At 63.4% G+C, this 14,969-nt stretch carries 18 protein-coding genes; 1 reads left to right on the forward strand and 17 read right to left on the reverse strand.

Annotation, left to right across the window (positions count from 1 at the left end; all coding sequences use genetic code 11):
- Positions 1-32 precede the first annotated feature (32 nt).
- The 4 genes from IB229_RS01680 to IB229_RS01695 form a co-directional block, all read right to left on the reverse strand.
- A complete protein-coding gene (locus IB229_RS01680) occupies positions 33-638 on the reverse strand; it encodes a DUF4823 domain-containing protein (RefSeq protein ID WP_192324335.1) in 606 nt (201 codons plus the stop codon).
- Between the two features lie 77 nt (positions 639-715).
- Positions 716-1,609: a radical SAM protein gene (locus tag IB229_RS01685; RefSeq protein ID WP_192324337.1), complete on the reverse strand. Its 894-nt coding sequence runs from the start codon at positions 1,607-1,609 to the stop codon at positions 716-718.
- A 99-nt stretch (positions 1,610-1,708) separates the two neighbouring features.
- Entirely contained in the window at positions 1,709-2,677 is a 969-nt protein-coding gene (locus tag IB229_RS01690; RefSeq protein ID WP_192324339.1) for a GTP 3',8-cyclase MoaA, read from the reverse strand.
- Between the two features lie 83 nt (positions 2,678-2,760).
- On the reverse strand, positions 2,761-3,399 hold the full coding sequence (locus IB229_RS01695) for a TetR/AcrR family transcriptional regulator (protein ID WP_192324341.1): 639 nt from the start codon (positions 3,397-3,399) through the stop codon (positions 2,761-2,763).
- Between the two features lie 75 nt (positions 3,400-3,474).
- On the opposite strand from IB229_RS01695, the gene IB229_RS01700 reads away from it, so the two are divergent.
- The gene (locus tag IB229_RS01700; protein WP_192324343.1) at positions 3,475-4,608 is read left to right on the forward strand and encodes an aminotransferase class V-fold PLP-dependent enzyme; all 1,134 of its coding nucleotides are present in this window, start codon (positions 3,475-3,477) and stop codon (positions 4,606-4,608) included.
- A gap of 220 nt (positions 4,609-4,828) precedes the next feature.
- Here the strand turns inward: IB229_RS01700 and IB229_RS01705 are convergent, their stop codons facing one another.
- The 13 genes from IB229_RS01705 to IB229_RS01765 all read right to left on the reverse strand — a co-directional run bounded on the left by IB229_RS01705 (position 4,829) and on the right by IB229_RS01765 (position 14,953).
- Positions 4,829-5,626 carry a TatD family hydrolase gene (locus tag IB229_RS01705; protein WP_192324345.1) on the reverse strand — a complete coding sequence of 266 codons (798 nt, stop codon included), beginning with the start codon at positions 5,624-5,626 and terminating at the stop codon, positions 4,829-4,831.
- Between the two features lie 60 nt (positions 5,627-5,686).
- Complete coding sequence (locus IB229_RS01710) at positions 5,687-6,043, reverse strand: PilZ domain-containing protein (RefSeq protein WP_192324347.1); 357 nt, start codon at positions 6,041-6,043, stop codon at positions 5,687-5,689.
- Between the two features lie 34 nt (positions 6,044-6,077).
- Complete coding sequence (locus tag IB229_RS01715) at positions 6,078-7,064, reverse strand: DNA polymerase III subunit delta' (RefSeq protein WP_192324349.1); 987 nt, start codon at positions 7,062-7,064, stop codon at positions 6,078-6,080.
- Entirely contained in the window at positions 7,057-7,689 is a 633-nt protein-coding gene (tmk, locus tag IB229_RS01720; protein ID WP_192324351.1) for a dTMP kinase, read from the reverse strand. The genes IB229_RS01715 and tmk overlap by 8 nt, the downstream gene beginning before the upstream one ends.
- Positions 7,686-8,738, reverse strand: coding sequence for an endolytic transglycosylase MltG (gene mltG / locus IB229_RS01725; RefSeq protein WP_192324353.1), 1,053 nt, complete (start codon positions 8,736-8,738; stop codon positions 7,686-7,688). The genes tmk and mltG overlap by 4 nt, the downstream gene beginning before the upstream one ends.
- 3 nt (positions 8,739-8,741) lie before the next feature.
- Positions 8,742-9,557, reverse strand: coding sequence for an aminodeoxychorismate lyase (gene pabC / locus IB229_RS01730; protein WP_192324355.1), 816 nt, complete (start codon positions 9,555-9,557; stop codon positions 8,742-8,744).
- Entirely contained in the window at positions 9,557-10,801 is a 1,245-nt protein-coding gene (gene fabF, locus IB229_RS01735; protein WP_192324357.1) for a beta-ketoacyl-ACP synthase II, read from the reverse strand. The genes pabC and fabF overlap by 1 nt, the downstream gene beginning before the upstream one ends.
- Positions 10,802-10,913: 112 nt before the next feature.
- Entirely contained in the window at positions 10,914-11,147 is a 234-nt protein-coding gene (gene acpP / locus IB229_RS01740; RefSeq protein ID WP_160081363.1) for an acyl carrier protein, read from the reverse strand.
- A 188-nt stretch (positions 11,148-11,335) separates the two neighbouring features.
- Positions 11,336-12,079: a 3-oxoacyl-ACP reductase FabG gene (gene fabG / locus IB229_RS01745; RefSeq protein ID WP_192324359.1), complete on the reverse strand. Its 744-nt coding sequence runs from the start codon at positions 12,077-12,079 to the stop codon at positions 11,336-11,338.
- 20 nt (positions 12,080-12,099) lie between these two features.
- Positions 12,100-13,038: an ACP S-malonyltransferase gene (fabD, locus tag IB229_RS01750; RefSeq protein ID WP_192324361.1), complete on the reverse strand. Its 939-nt coding sequence runs from the start codon at positions 13,036-13,038 to the stop codon at positions 12,100-12,102.
- 180 nt (positions 13,039-13,218) lie between these two features.
- On the reverse strand, positions 13,219-14,226 hold the full coding sequence (plsX, locus tag IB229_RS01755) for a phosphate acyltransferase PlsX (RefSeq protein ID WP_192324363.1): 1,008 nt from the start codon (positions 14,224-14,226) through the stop codon (positions 13,219-13,221).
- A gap of 3 nt (positions 14,227-14,229) precedes the next feature.
- On the reverse strand, positions 14,230-14,412 hold the full coding sequence (gene rpmF, locus IB229_RS01760) for a 50S ribosomal protein L32 (RefSeq protein ID WP_003179396.1): 183 nt from the start codon (positions 14,410-14,412) through the stop codon (positions 14,230-14,232).
- A gap of 13 nt (positions 14,413-14,425) precedes the next feature.
- The gene (locus IB229_RS01765; protein ID WP_192324365.1) at positions 14,426-14,953 is read right to left on the reverse strand and encodes a YceD family protein; all 528 of its coding nucleotides are present in this window, start codon (positions 14,951-14,953) and stop codon (positions 14,426-14,428) included.
- Positions 14,954-14,969: the final 16 nt, after the last annotated feature.

A 14,969-nucleotide genomic window follows, 5' to 3' on the forward strand; every position in this document is an offset into this window, starting at 1 on the left:
TAACAGGGTGACAGTATGCCGTAGGTCGGGGTTCAACGATCGCTCACCCCGAGCAGGCTGCGCGCATAGGCTTCGAAGGGTTCGCGCAGCAGGTCCTGGGGCTTGGTGTCATACAACGTCAGAAAACCGCCACGGTTGCGGATGCGCGCGGTGTCCACCAGGTAGCGGGTGTTGGTCTCGATCAGCATCAGCTGGATCACCCCGGTGTCGACGCCCAGGCGATCGACCGCCTCTTCGTCATCCCACTCCTCTTCCGTGCCGATGCGGTCATCGGCAGCAGCGAAGCGGGTGTACAGCAGGTAATGCGCGCCAGCCGTACGGGCATCGTCCATCGCCTGCTCCAGCCCCTGCGGCTTGGGCGCACGACGGACCAGCGGGAAGTACTCGACGAAGGCGCTGAAGGCCTCGTCAGCCACCACGTTGGGCCGCGGGTGCGCCTTGCCCGGCGGAATGAAATGGCTCTGCGCGATGAAGATGAACGAGTCAGCCTGCAGGCGCCACGGGCTGGCGCGGCGCGTGTCGGCGTGATCGAGCACGCCGGCGTCACGCAGGTGGTATTGGGTGCCAGCAGCCATGTCGCTGACCTTCATGCAGCCGGTGAGGCTGAACAGGGCCAGCAGCAGAATCAAGCTACGCATTGCGAATCCTCCCGAGCCGGTGTCGGAAAACCGGCGGATAGACGACTACTGCAGCATCCGCGCCAACCCTCGAAACGTCACAGCCCGCGCTGCCACTCCTGGCGCAGATGGGCGCGCTGCGGCTGCTCGATGGCCTGGCGGACTTGCGCCAACAGGCGCGACTTGTCCGCCCCGAGGGTGCCCTTGAGCACCAGGTAGTTGGAGGCGTGGTCGCTGCGAAACACCGTGTCGCGCAGTTCCAGCCCTTGCAGCAAGCGCTCTACTTCGATGAACAGCGCGTGCTGGTCGAGCGACTGGAAGCCTTCGAAACCCTCGCGAAAACGCTGCTCGCCCGTCGGGAAGCTGACCACCAGGGTGGAGAGGAACTCCGGCTGCGCGGCGTTCATCAGGCGCGCCGAATTGTCCGCGTGCTGCTCGCTGAGCGCAGTGCCGCCGAGGCCGTTGAGGATCATCACCGAACGGCTGATGCCAGCTGCGCCGAGCTTTTCCAGGGCGCTGAGACTGGATTCGTAGGTCTCGCCCTTGTTGACCCGCGCCAGCACTTCGTCGTCTCCCGACTCGCAACCGACATAGGCCATCTTCAGGCCGGCATCGGCCAGCTCCTTGAGTTCGGCCACGGACTTCTTGCGCAGGTTGCGCGGCAGGCAGTAGCTGGAGACCCGCTGCACGTCCGGCAGGTGCTCGCGGATGGCCTCAAGGATCACCAGCAGACGCCGCGTCGGCAGCACCAGGGCATCGCCGTCGGCAAGGAACACCCGCTGCACGATCAGCCGCTCGCCAGCGCGACGGATCTCCTCGAGCACCTGGGCCTCGTCGCGGGCGCGGAATTTCTTCTGCGGCTGGGTGTACATCTCGCAGAAGGTGCAGTTGTTCCAGGAGCAGCCATTAGTCACCGGCAGGATCAGCGAATGGGCTTCGCTGGGCGGCCGGAACACCGGCTCTATGTAGGCAATGGGGAATTCAGCAGGCATGTTCTTCACGGTTATCCGGAGTTGGCGAGCCTGTCGAGGCACCGGTGAATGGAGCAGACAGGCAATTCTTATGGTGGCTCGCCGGTGCGCCGCAGCACATCAGCCGCCGATGATCTTCATCACGGTGACACCGCCGGAAAAGGCGACATCCTGTTTATCAGCCAGGGCCTGCACCAGCAGGCGCTGCAACGCCGGCAGGGACTGGTGGCGTGGCTTGTCGAGCAGGTCACCGACATAGTGGCGATTGCTCGACGACAGGCAGCCGTGCAGCCAACCGGTCGATGACAGGCGCAGGCGCGAACAGGTACGGCAGAACGGCACGCTTTCATTGGCGATCACGCCGAAGAAACCCTGCCCCGGAATCTCGTAGCGCAGCGCCGTGGCATCCAGCGGCGCGTCGGCCTGAACGAAGGTGTATCGCTCGGCGATGGTCGCCAGCAGATCGTCCATGCCATAGAACTGCTGCTGGAACGCGTTGCCGTCGCGGGCCAGGTGGCCCATGCGCATCAGCTCGATGAAGCGCAGCTCGAAGCCACGTTCCAGGCAGTAGTCGAGCAACGGCAGCACTTGGTCATGGTTCTGTCCGTGCAACGGCACCATGTTCAGCTTGATCTTCAGCCCTGCCGCCCGCGCCTCGTCGAGGCCGTGCAGCACGCCGGCCAGGTCGCCGCCACGGGCGATATGGCGGAACGCATCGGGGTCGAGGGTATCCAGGGAGATGTTCAGGCGGCGGATGCCAGCATCCAGCAGCTGCGGCAACTTGCGTGCAAGCAGCTGGCCGTTGCTGGTCAGGCTGATGTCATCGAGGCCGAGCTGGCTGACGCCGCGCAGGAACAGGTCGAGCTTGGGGCTGATCAGCGGTTCGCCACCGGTGATGCGCAGCCGCTCGATGCCGGCCGCCTCAATCAGGTAGGCCACGCCGCGCACCATGGCATCGGCAGACAGCTCGTTCTGCGCGGCGACCAGGCGCTTGCCGTCCGGCACGCAGTAGGTGCAGGCATAGTTGCAGGCGGAAGTCAGGCTGATGCGCAGGTTGCGAAAGCGCCTGCCCTGGCGGTCAACGATCATGGGCAACTCCGGCGGGACATGCCCCGGAGTATATGCCCACCACCGCCTGCACAAAATGCATCATGGGTGGGCTGAATATCCCATCAGGCGACCGGTGTGTCGCCGTCACGCTTGCGCTTGTTGCCCATGCGCACGCCGATGTCCATGAGAAACTGGAAGAAGCCGTCCTGATCCTCCAGCACGTTGCTCCAGAACGGCGAGTGGTACAGCGCCACGGCGCCGTGTACCAGCGCCCAGGCCGCGCAGTAATGGAAGTACGGCGGCACGTCTTCCAGCTTGCCTTCGGCGATACGGCCCTTGATCAGCTGGGTCAGGCGCTCGAAGTTGGAGGCGCGGATCTTGTGCAGCTGCTCGACCATTTCCGGCACCTGCGCGCCCTTCACCACCTTCTCTTCCAAGCGGTCGAACAGGCGGTAGCGCTGCGGGTCGCGCATGCGGAACTCGAAATAGGCGCGCGACAGCGCTTCCTTGTCGCGGTCGACGTCTTCGGAGTGGAGTAATTCGTTGAGATCACGCTCGTAGTCGAGCATCAGCCGCAGATAAACCTCGGCCTTGGACTTGAAATGCTTGTAGATGGTGCCTTTGCCAATACCGACCGCGTCGGCGATCATCTCGACAGTGACGCTGTCTTCACCCTGTTCGAGGAACAGCTTGAGCGCGGTATCGAGAATTTCCTGTTCACGACGACGGAATTCACGGACTTTGCGAGGTTCTTTGTTCATAAAGTGACTACAGGATGAAAAAATCGAGGCGCGTCATTATGCCTATTCAGCGCCAAATTGCACGGATCATCGCCAATGCCTGCTTTTCGTAGCGAGTTTCCCCTGATTTCTGGCCTGCGTTACCTCAACCACGCGGCCGTCGCGCCCTGGCCCAGGCGTGCCAGCGAGGCCATACGTGCCTTTGCCGTCGAAAACAGCCAGCTGGGCGCCCGCGACTACCCCGACTGGCTGCTGGTCGAACAGCGCCTGCGCCTGCGCCTGCAACGCCTGCTCAACGCGCCGAGCAGCGATGACATCGCGCTGGTGAAGAACACCTCCGAAGCCCTGTCGTTCGTCGCCTTCGGCCTGGACTGGCAGACGGGCGACCAGATCATCATCAGCGACGAAGAATTCCCCTCCAACCGCGTGGTCTGGGAAGCCCTCAAGCCGCTCGGCGTCGAGGTCATCCAGGTCAACCTGCAGGGCGCCGACCCGGAAGCCGCTCTGCTCGCTGCTTGCGGCCCGCGCACTCGCCTGATGGCAATCAGCGCGGTGCAGTTCGCCAGTGGCCTGCGCCTGGAGCTGGAGCGCCTGGGCGCCGGCTGCGAAGCCCGCGGCGTACTGCTGTGCATCGACGCCATCCAGCAACTCGGCGCGCAGCCGTTCGACGTGCAAGCCAGTCGCTGCGCGTTCGCCATGGCTGACGGGCACAAGTGGCTGCTCAGCCCGGAAGGCCTCGGCGTGTTCTATTGCCGCGCCGACCTGCGTGAACAGCTGAAACTGCACGAATACGGCTGGCACATGCTGGAACACGCCGGCGATTACGACCGCGAGGACTGGCAGCCGGCACGCAGCGCGCGACGCTTCGAGTGCGGCAGCCCGAACATGCTCGGCGCCATGGCGATGGAGGCCAGCCTGTCGCTGCTCGAGGAGGTCGGCATGGTTCAGGTCGCCAGCCTGATCGAGGAGCGGGTCCTGCACCTGCAGCAGGGCCTGCAGCGGCTACCGGGGATCCGCCTGCACAGCCCGACCGAACCGAGCCGACGCGCTGGGATCTTCACCTTCAGCCTGGACGCACTGAGCAACCAGGCACTGTTCGCCAAATTGAAGGAAGAGCATGTGGTGTGCGCGCAACGCGGCCGTGGTGTGCGTTTTTCCCCGCATTTCTATACGGATGCCGACGTGATCGACCAAACGCTGGCGTTGCTGGGCCAGATGACACAAGGCTGAGTGCTCAGCAGCCGTGCCGGTATTCCAAATCTGTTTAAGAAACCGCCGCAACCTGCCTGGACGCAGCAGGATCCTGACCAATACTTGAACTCACTGGTGTGCGGCATCTCCCCCCAAGTGCCCCGCCAGTCTCGGTGCCGTGGATCGTGCACCTTGTTTTACTCCTAATGGTCTTGACCCGGATTCATCCCCCAGAACCCGGGTTTTTTTTGCCCCGCGTTTAGTGAGTCGCGGCGCTGACCACCCGAGCCAGCGGGAACAGACGCTTGAAGTTGGCAGTGGTCTGCTCGGCCAGGGTTTCGGCGCTGACTCCGCGCAACACGGCCAGATAGTCCGCCACTTCACGCACGTACTGCGGCAGGTTGGGTTTGCCGCGATAGGGGATCGGCGCGAGGTAGGGAGAATCGGTTTCCACCAGCAGACGGTCCGCCGGCACCTGGCGAGCCACTTCGCGCAGGGCCTCGGCATTGCGGAAGGTGACGATACCCGACAGCGAGATGTAGTAGCCGAGGTCCAGCGCGGCCTTGGCCATCTCCCAGTCTTCGGTGAAACAGTGCAGCACGCCGGCCTGGGGCAAGGCGACCTCACGCAGCAGCGCCAGGGTGTCGGCGCGCGCCTCGCGGGTGTGCACGATCACCGGTTTGCCGGTGATACGCGAAGCCTCCAGGTGCAGACGGAAGGATTGCTGCTGCAGCTGCGCCGCTTCCGGCTCGTAGTGGTAGTCGAGGCCGGTTTCGCCAATCGCCACCACGTGCGGATGCGCGAGCTCGCCGAGCAGCCAGTCCAGGGCCGGCGCCTCCCCCGCCTGCAGGTCCAGCGGGTGCACACCCACCGAGCAGTCGACATCGGCATAGCGCTCGGTCAGCGCCTTCACCGCGCCGGCGTTCTCGGCACTCACGCCGATGCACAGAAAATGGCCGACGCCGCGGTCGCGCGCGGCATCCAGAGCGGCGTCCAGCGAGCCGTCATGGGCAGTCAGGTCGAGGCGGTCGAGGTGGCAATGGGAGTCGATCAGCATGGGCCTATCACTCAAACGAAAACGCCACCGACGTCGGTGGCGCAGCGTTACAGGAAACGATTACATGGTGTGGGTCGGACGGTCCGATTTCAGCGCGCCAGCGAGGTAGGTCTCGATCTTGTTGCGGGCGGTGTTGTCGCCGTCGTTGAACTGCACACCGACACCGGCAGCGCGGTTGCCCTGAGCCCCCTTGGGGGTGATCCAGACCACCTTGCCGGCGACCGGGATCTTCTCCGGCTCGTCCATCAGGTTGAGCAGCATGAATACTTCGTCACCCAGCTTGTAGCTCTTGCTCGTCGGAATGAACAAGCCGCCGTTCTTGATGAAAGGCATGTAGGCGGCATACAGCACGGACTTGTCCTTGATGGTCAGGGACAGGATCCCGTTACGCGGGCCAAGATTGGGTGGCAAGCTCATTCGGCATTCCTAGCAAACTATCCAATTTTCGATTCTAGCCCGAGCCAGGCAGGCTTGCCCACTGCACCAGCAGCGCTTCGAGAAGCAAGACACCATTGAGGTTGGCCTTGCCCAGCACTTTCTGCCGCTGCGCCAGCAGCCAATCCTGCATCGCCAGCACCTTGTGCTGAGGCGTCTTCTCGGCGAGGTACTGCACCACCTTGTGCATATCTGCCTGACCCAGCCCCTGTGCATCCTTGGTCAGCTGGTAGCGCAGCATTCCTTGCGTCCAGTCGCAGAACCAGTCGAACAGCATGATCATCGGCAGGGTCTTCCAGCTTTCTGCCAGCTGACTGACGCCGACCTGCTGCTTGAGCAGCTTCTTCACGCCCTCGACCACCAAGGCCCGCTGCTCGCGCACGCCCTGCTGCTGCAGACGCCGCGCGGCCAGCGGCGAACCGGCAGCCAGCACCAGCAGCTCGCGGCGCTCTTCCTCGCTGCACTCCGGCAGCGCCTGCGCCAGCCAGGCCAGGCTGCTCGCCTCATCCGGCAGCGGACAGGCCTGCTGCACGCAGCGGCTCTTGACGGTCGGCAACAGGCGGCTCGGCTGGTGCGTCACCAGCAGCAGCACGGTATTGCCGGAGGGCTCTTCGAGGCTCTTGAGCAATGCGTTGGAGGCGTTGATGTTCATCGCCTCGACCGGTTCGATGAGGATCACCTTGCGCCCACCCAGCTGCGCGGTCTGCACCACGAAACTGACCAGATCGCGAACCTGGTCGACCTTGATCGCCTTGTCCGCCTCCTCCGGCTCGAGGATGTAGTTGTCCGGGTGCGTGCCGGCGGCCAGCAGGTGGCAACCCTTGCACTGGCCGCAGGCCTCCAATCCGGACGGACTGTGGCACAGCAACAACGCCATCAGGCGCTCGGCCAGGGCACGCTTGCCGATGCCGGCAGGGCCGTGCAGCAGATAGGCATGCGCATGCTGTTGGCGCCCCGCAAGCTGCTGCCAGAGACTCTGTTGCCAGGGGTAGGCTTCAGCCACGGCAGCGTTCCAGGATGTCTGGCAGCAGTTGGTCGATGGATGCCTGCACGCCGGTCAGGGTCTGCGCGGCGTCGAGAATGCGGTAGCGCGCCGGCTCATTGCTGGCGCGTCGCAAGTAGGTCTGCCGCACGGACTCGAAGAAGGTCTGCGCTTCCTGCTCGAAGCGATCCAGGCGACCGCGAGCGATGGCACGTGCCAGACCGACCTCGACCGGCAGGTCGAAAACCAGGGTCAGGTCAGGGCGCAATTGCGCTTGGACGAACTCTTCGAGCACGGCGATCCGCGCTTCCGAGAGGCCACGGCCACCGCCCTGGTAGGCATAGGTGGCATCGGTGAAGCGATCGCACAGCACCACGCTACCGCGCGCCAGTGCCGGGTGGATTACCTGCGCCAGGTGCTGCGCGCGTGCGGCGAACACCAGCAGCAGCTCGGTATCAGCGGCCATCGGCTCATCGCTCGGGGTCAGCAGCAGCTCGCGGATCCGTTCGGCCAACGGCGTGCCACCTGGCTCGCGGGTCAGCAGCACATCGATGCCCTGCTCGCGCAGGCGCTCGGCGAGGTATTCGCGGTTGGTGCTCTTGCCAGCCCCTTCCGGGCCTTCGAGGGTGATAAACAAACCGCTCACGGGTTGTCCTTTGGTTTGGGCGCCGGGCTGGAACGGTAATCGGCGCGGCGCTTGCGCTGATACTCGCCTACGGCGCGGTTGTGCTGTTCCAGGGTGTCGGAGAATACATGGCTACCGTCACCACGGGCGACGAAATACAGGCTCTTGCCATCCACCGGATGCAGCGCCGCGTGAATCGCCTCGCGCCCGACCAGCGCAATCGGGGTCGGCGGCATGCCATCGATCTGGTAGGTGTTGTAGGCCGTGACCTCGCGCAGATGGGCGCGGGTAAGGTTGCCGCGGTAGCGTTCGCCCAGGCCGAAGATCACCGTGGGATCGGTCTGCAGGCGCATGCCGACCTGCAGCCGACGCACGAACACGCCCGCTATCTCACCGCGCTCGGTCGGCACACCGGTTTCCTTCTCGATCATCGAGGACATGATCAAGGCGTCGTAAGGCGTCTCGTACGGCAGGTTCTGCGCACGCTGCGCCCACTCTTCGGCGAGCACCTGATCCAATCGGGCATGGGCCTGCTTGAGCAGGTCCAGGTCACTCATGCCACGCACGTAACGGTAGGTGTCGGGAAAGAAGCGTCCCTCGGGGCTGACGCCAGGGTCGCCCACCTGCGCCATCAGCGCTGCGTCATCCAGACCCGCCAGCTTCTGCTGCAAGGCTTCCTGCCTGACCAGTGCGGCCCGCACCTGGCGAAAGCTCCAGCCCTCGACCAGGGTCAGGCTGTATTGCACCACCTCACCTCGGCGCCAGACACCCAGCAGATCGCGCATGCTCTGTTGCGGTGTCAGCCGGTACTCGCCGCTGTGCAGCGGCTGCGCGGCCAGGTTGAAACGCCAGTAGAGGCGAATCCAGAACGCACCGGAGATCACCCCTTCGCTTTCCAGACGATTGAGCAGACCACCCGGCGTGGAGCCCGGTTCGACGTTCAGCAGGCGCTCCTCGCTCAACTGCAGCGGTTGCTCCAGCGCTACATGCAGCCGCCATGCGGCGAAGGCCAGCGACAGGGCGATCACCAGCAGGCCCGCCATGAGCAGCGACACTAACTTGCGTATCACGAATCAGGAATCCAGAAGACTGCGAATTGAGGCCTGCAGTTTACGGGTGAGCGGCCCGACCGGCCAGTCGTGACCTTGCAACTGGCGCACCGGCCAGATGCCGTACAGGCTGTTGCAGAGAAACACTTCATCGGCAGCCAGTAGTTCCTCGAAGCCAATGTCGCGCACCTGCACCGCGATGCCCAGTGCCGCAGCCTGTGCTAGCAATTCGGCACGCATCACGCCAGCCACACCGCACCGCGACAGGTCAGCCGTGAGCAACTGCCCGGCACGAACCAGGAACAGGTTGCTGTACACCCCTTCGATCACCCGTCCGCCGCTGTCGCACATCAGGCCCTCGGCATAAGCCGAGTCCTGCCATTCGGCACGGGCCAGAACCTGCTCCAGGCGATTCAGGTGTTTGAGCCCCGCCAGGGCCGGCTGCTCGGCCAGACGTGTACGGCAGGGATACAGGCGCACGCCTTCCTGCGCGTTGCCTGGCGGATAGGCAGGCGCCGGGCTGCCCAGGAGAATACGTCGTGGCTGGCTTTCGGCCGGCGGCGCGTAGCCGCGCAGACCTTCGCCGCGGGTCACGATCAGCTTGGCGACACCGCTGCCGAGCTCGCCGCAGAAAGCTGCAAGCTCGGCCGTCAGCACAGGGATATCGAGAGGGATACTGAGACGCTGCGCGCCCTCCTGCAGCCGCGCCAGATGGCGCGCCAACAGGCGCGGTGTGCCGCGCGTGACGCTCAGGGTCTCGAACAGGCCATCGCCGTAGGCCAGGCCACGATCCAGCAGCGACAGCTGCGTGGCGGGCTGGCCATCGACCCAGCTCAGCATCAGCCGGCGAACCGGCGGAACACCAGCGAACCGTTGGTCCCGCCAAAGCCGAAGGAGTTGGACAGCACCGCATCGATTGCCATCGGCTTGGCCTGATGGGCGACGAAATCGAGGTCGCAACCTTCGTCCGGCTCATCCAGGTTGATCGTCGGCGGCGCCACCTGATCGCGGATCGCCAGCACACTGAAAATCGCCTCCACCGCGCCGGCAGCACCGAGCAGGTGCCCGGTCATCGACTTGGTCGAGCTGACTGACAGCTTATGCGCATGCTCGCCGAACACCGACTTCACGGCAGCGGCTTCAGCCTTGTCGCCCGCCGACGTCGAGGTGCCGTGGGCATTGATGTACTGGATCTGGTCCAGGTTCAGCCCGGAGTCGCAAACCGCATTGGTCATGCAGCGCGCCGCACCCGCGCCATCTTCCGGCGGCGAGGTCATGTGGTAGGCATCGCCACTCATGCCGAAGCCCACCAGCTCGGCATAGATGGTCGCACCACGGGCCTTGGCATGCTCCAGCTCTTCGAGCACCAGCGCACCGGCGCCATCGGACAGCACGAAGCCGTCACGGCCCTTGTCCCACGGACGGCTGGCGGCCTGAGGGTCGTCGTTGCGCGTGGACAACGCCCGCGCCGCACCGAAACCGCCCATACCCAGGCCACAGGTGGCCATCTCGGCACCGCCAGCGACCATCACGTCAGCCTCGTTGTAGGCGATGTTGCGCGCGGCCATGCCGATGCAGTGAGTGCCGGTGGTGCACGCCGTGGCGATGGCGTAGTTCGGCCCCTGCAGCCCCAGGTGGATCGACAGGAAGCCGGAGATCATGTTGATGATCGACCCGGGCACAAAGAAGGGCGAAATACGTCGCGGCCCCTGGTCGAACAGCGATTTGCAGTTGTTCTCGATGTTGGTCAGGCCGCCGATGCCGGAGCCCATGCTGACACCGACACGCTCACGGTTGGCGTCGGTGATTTCCAGCCCGGAATCACGCACGGCCTGGAAACTGGCGGCGAGACCGTATTGGATGAACAGGTCGAGCTTGCGCGCCTCTTTGGCGCTGAGGTAGTCCTCGACGTTGAAACCTTTCACCGAGCCGCCAAAACGGGTGGAGTAGGCGGAAAGGTCCATATGCTCAATCAGGTTGATGCCACTGCGCCCGGCAAGGATGCCCTGCCAGCTGCTCGCGACATCCACACCCAACGGCGACAGCATGCCCACACCGGTAACCACGACGCGTCTACGCGACACTGCGAAATCCTCTTGTTCTGTTTGAAACGCTACGGCCCATTAAAGAAAAACCGCACGCCTCGTGAGGGGCAGTGCGGCTTTTCCAGGTCCGAGAACCGTCGATTACGATAAATCAGCCGTGGGCGTTGATGTAGTCGATGGCTTCCTGAACGGTGGTGATCTTCTCAGCTTGCTCGTCCGGGATCTCGGTCTCGAATTCCTCTTCCAGAGCCATCACCAGCTCAACGGTATCAAGGGAGTCGGCGCCCAGATCTTCAACGAAGGAAGCGCTGTTGGTGACTTCGTCTTCCTTAACGCCCAGTTGCTCGGCGACGATTTTCTTGACGCGTTCTTCGATGGTGCTCATGTCTTGTTTTCTCTCCTATGGAAAAATCCGTGCAGCTGAGCCGCAGTGTATAGAAAGGGTTTTCTAACTTTCAAGCCAAACGCCATACCCTGCCGGAACAGTTCACAGCCTCGACCTACGGTCGGTTGCACTTTTGTAACGAACTTTAGACAGCTTTTATGACAGTTTCCTGAAGAACCGAGTCACATTCAGCTCATGTACATGCCGCCATTCACCGGCACCGTGGCGCCTGTGACGTAGGCCGCCGCATCGGATGCGAGGAAGCCCACCACCTTGGCAATCTCTTCCGCCTGGCCCAGACGGCCCAGAGGAATCTGGGTCAACAGCGCCTCACGCTGCGCTTCGGGTAGCTCGCGGGTCATGTCGGTATCGATGAATCCGGGCGCCACCGAGTTCACGGTAATCGCGCGGGAGCCGACTTCACGGGCCAGTGCACGACCGAAACCTTCCAAGCCGGCCTTGGCTGCCGCATAGTTGACCTGCCCGGCGTTGCCCATGGCACCGACGACCGAGCCGATACTGATGATGCGCCCCCAGCGGGCTTTGGTCATGCCGCGCAGCACGGCCTTGGACAGACGGTAGAGGCTATTGAGGTTGGTATTGATGACATCGAACCACTCCTCTTCCTTCATCCGCAGCATCAGGTTGTCGCGGGTGATACCGGCGTTGTTGACCAGAATCGCCACGCTGCCATAGTCCTTCTGGATCTGCTCGAGAACCGCAGTCACCGACTCGTCACTGCACACATCGAGCAGCAATCCGGCGCCCTGAATCGAATTGGCCTTGAGCGTTTCAGCGATACGCTCGGCGCCGCTTGCAGATGTCGCCGTACCGATCACGATTGCGCCCTGACGGCCCAACTCGAAAGCGATCGCCTGGCCAATGCCACGGCTGGCGCCCGTTACCAATGCAACCTTGCCTTGCAGACTCATGGAAATCTCTCCTTGCTTGATCAAACCAGCGCTGCCCGAACAGCCGCGAAGGCGTCAGGGGTTTCCAGGCTGTGGGTGGTGATGCCTTTGACGCAGCGCTTGTTCAAACCGGCCAGAACCTTGCCCGGCCCGCACTCGACCAGGTCAAGAACACCCTGCTCAGCCAGGTAGACCACGGTCTCGACCCAACGCACCGGACTGTAGAGCTGCGCCAGCAGATCACGCTTGAGGCTGGCGATATCGGCAGGTACCGCAGCGCTGACGTTCTGCACCAGTGCGATCTGCGGCATCTGCCAGGCCAGCGCCTCGACAGTCTCGGCCAGTTTCTCCGCCGCCGGGCGCATCAACGCGCAATGCGAAGGCACACTGACCGGCAAGGCCATGGCACGCTTGGCGCCACGCGCCTTGCACGCCTCGATGGCGCGCTCGACAGCTGCCGCGCTACCGGCGATGACTACCTGGCCCGGCGCGTTGAAGTTGACGGCGCTGACCACCTCGCCATTGGCTGCTTCAGAGCAGGCTGCCAGCACGTCGGCATCTTCCAACCCGAGAATCGCGGCCATGCCGCCCTGCCCGGCCGGCACGGCCTGTTGCATCAGTTGCCCGCGCAGCTCGACCAGCTTGACTGCATCAGAGAAGCCCAGACTGCCAGCAGCCACCAGCGCGGAGTATTCACCCAGGCTGTGCCCCGCAACGAAAGCCGGACGCGCTGGCGCATTGGCCAACCACAGACGCCACAGAGCGATCGAAGCGGTAAGAATGGCCGGCTGGGTCTTGTCGGTCTGATTCAGCTGCTCTTCCGGCCCCTGCTGGGTCAACGCCCAGAGATCGTAGCCCAGCGCGTCGGAAGCTTCGCTGAACGTGTCGCGCACCAGCGACTGCTGAGCCCCGAGTTCGGCAAGCATGCCGAGCGACTGCGAGCCCTGGCCGGGAAAGACAAATGCGAGGGAGCTAGACATCAAACATTCCCTTATTCGTGAGTCGATGAAGGTTTGCGCCCGAGCGTGGCGGGCAAGACATGCAATTGGATGACACCGAGCAAGACCCGGTCACAGCAGTCGCGCATATCGACACCAGCATGGCCGGCGGCGATGAAGGAAACACGACAGCACTGCGCACTCTATTAGCCGCGCACAGCGCTACAGCAAATCTTCAAGACGCCCGTGCAAGCGCTGCGGCAGGTTCTCACGCACCTCGATCAACGCCCGACGAATTGCGCTCTGAAAGCCTTCGACACCAGCAGCGCCATGGCTTTTCACCACGATGCCCTGCAACCCTAGGAAGCTCGCACCGTTGTGACGAGCGGGCGTCAGGTCGCCACGCAGGCGTTTCAACAGCGGAAGCGCCATTGCTCCGATCAGGCGAGACGCCAGGCCCTCGCTGAACAGCGCTTCGATACGCGCGAGGATCATCGAGGCCAACCCCTCGCTGGACTTGAGCAGGATATTGCCGACAAACCCGTCGCACACCACGACATCGGCCTCTCCCCGGTACAGGCCGTCACCCTCGATGAAACCGGTGTAGTTCAGCCCCCGCACCTGCTGCAACAGACTGGCAGCCAACTTGACCTGCTGATTGCCCTTGATCTCTTCCATGCCAACATTCAGCAGCGCCACGCGCGGACGCACGACACCCAGAGCCTCGGCGGCGACCGCGCCCATCACCGCAAACTGATAGAGGTGCTCGGCACTGCAATCGACGTTGGCGCCCAGGTCCAGCAGATGGCAACTGCCCTTGGCCGTTGGTACGGCACTGACCATGGCCGGGCGATCAATACCCGGCAGGGTTTTCAGTACATAACGCGAGAGCGCCATCAATGCACCGGTATTGCCGGCACTGACACAGGCCTTGGCACGGCCGCTGCGCACCAGCTCCAGCGCCACACGCATTGAAGCGTCTGGCTTGCCACGCAGAGCCTGGGACGGACGCTCATCCATGCCGATCACTTCGCTGGCGTGCTCGACGAGCAGGCGCGAACGATCCACAGCAGGATGCCGGGCGATCAGGTCTTCAAGGAGAGGGGCTTGGCCGACAAGGACCAGATGAAGCGAGGGGAACTCAACCAGACAGGCGACGCTGGCTGGAACAATGCAGTGGGGACCGAAGTCCCCACCCATTGCATCAATCGCGATCAGCGGAGCGGACAAGGATTACTCGTCAGCGCCCTTGTCGATCACTTTGCGACCACGGTATACGCCTTCCGGAGATACGTGGTGACGCAGGTGAACTTCACCGGTGGTCTTCTCGACGGACAGGGTGCTGGCCTCGAGCGCATCGTGGGAACGACGCATGTCGCGGGCAGAGCGGGATTTTTTGTTCTGCTGAACAGCCATAACTCATTAACTCCTAAACGTTTGGGTCACGCTTTAACTGCGCCAATACACTGAACGGGTTGGACCGCGGTACCTCGTCCTCGCTCGACTCGGGCTCATCGAGACCGGCCGGCTGCTGGCAATCTTCAGGGGCATGCATCGGAACAATGGGCAAAGCGAGCAACAGCTCTTCCTCGACCAGCGCCAACAGATCCAGAGGATCTTCGCCCACTTCCAGCACGTCATAGCCCTTGGGCAGCGACTGGGTATCCGCGCCTTCCTTCACCACCGCGTAATGACACTCGCTTTGGATCGGCAGCACGACCAGTTCCAGACAACGCTGGCAAACCATCTTGACCTCAACCTCGAGCAGACTGTGAATCGACACAGCCTTGCGCTCGCCACGTTCGAAGTCCAGCTTCGCGTGCACCGTACCGGCTTTATCAACCAGCGGGTCGCACAGTCGCTCGAAACTTGCCAGCGGCATCTCTCCTTCGAGAGTTACGCCACGATCGGCGAGTTTGCGCGGATCAACGTGAGGTGGAATCGGTCCATTTGACATAGGCGCGGTATTCTAT

This window comes from Pseudomonas sp. PDM14 (assembly GCF_014851905.1).
GTDB lineage: Bacteria > Pseudomonadota > Gammaproteobacteria > Pseudomonadales > Pseudomonadaceae > Aquipseudomonas.

What these genes read in the sequence shown, in the direction of transcription:
- fabD (WP_192324361.1), bottom strand. Translation starts at nt 13,038, where the DNA reads ATGTCTAGCTCCCTCGCATTTGTCTTTCCCGGCCAGGGCTCGCAGTCG.
- IB229_RS01695 (WP_192324341.1), bottom strand. Translation starts at nt 3,399, where the DNA reads ATGAACAAAGAACCTCGCAAAGTCCGTGAATTCCGTCGTCGTGAACAG.
- pabC (WP_192324355.1), bottom strand. Translation starts at nt 9,557, where the DNA reads ATGCTGAGCTGGGTCGATGGCCAGCCCGCCACGCAGCTGTCGCTGCTG.
- IB229_RS01680 (WP_192324335.1), bottom strand. Translation starts at nt 638, where the DNA reads ATGCGTAGCTTGATTCTGCTGCTGGCCCTGTTCAGCCTCACCGGCTGC.
- IB229_RS01765 (WP_192324365.1), bottom strand. Translation starts at nt 14,953, where the DNA reads ATGTCAAATGGACCGATTCCACCTCACGTTGATCCGCGCAAACTCGCC.
- rpmF (WP_003179396.1), bottom strand. Translation starts at nt 14,412, where the DNA reads ATGGCTGTTCAGCAGAACAAAAAATCCCGCTCTGCCCGCGACATGCGT.
- IB229_RS01690 (WP_192324339.1), bottom strand. Translation starts at nt 2,677, where the DNA reads ATGATCGTTGACCGCCAGGGCAGGCGCTTTCGCAACCTGCGCATCAGC.
- acpP (WP_160081363.1), bottom strand. Translation starts at nt 11,147, where the DNA reads ATGAGCACCATCGAAGAACGCGTCAAGAAAATCGTCGCCGAGCAACTG.
- fabG (WP_192324359.1), bottom strand. Translation starts at nt 12,079, where the DNA reads ATGAGTCTGCAAGGCAAGGTTGCATTGGTAACGGGCGCCAGCCGTGGC.
- IB229_RS01685 (WP_192324337.1), bottom strand. Translation starts at nt 1,609, where the DNA reads ATGCCTGCTGAATTCCCCATTGCCTACATAGAGCCGGTGTTCCGGCCG.
- IB229_RS01705 (WP_192324345.1), bottom strand. Translation starts at nt 5,626, where the DNA reads ATGCTGATCGACTCCCATTGCCACCTCGACCGCCTCGACCTGACTGCC.
- IB229_RS01710 (WP_192324347.1), bottom strand. Translation starts at nt 6,043, where the DNA reads ATGAGCTTGCCACCCAATCTTGGCCCGCGTAACGGGATCCTGTCCCTG.
- IB229_RS01700 (WP_192324343.1), top strand. Translation starts at nt 3,475, where the DNA reads ATGCCTGCTTTTCGTAGCGAGTTTCCCCTGATTTCTGGCCTGCGTTAC.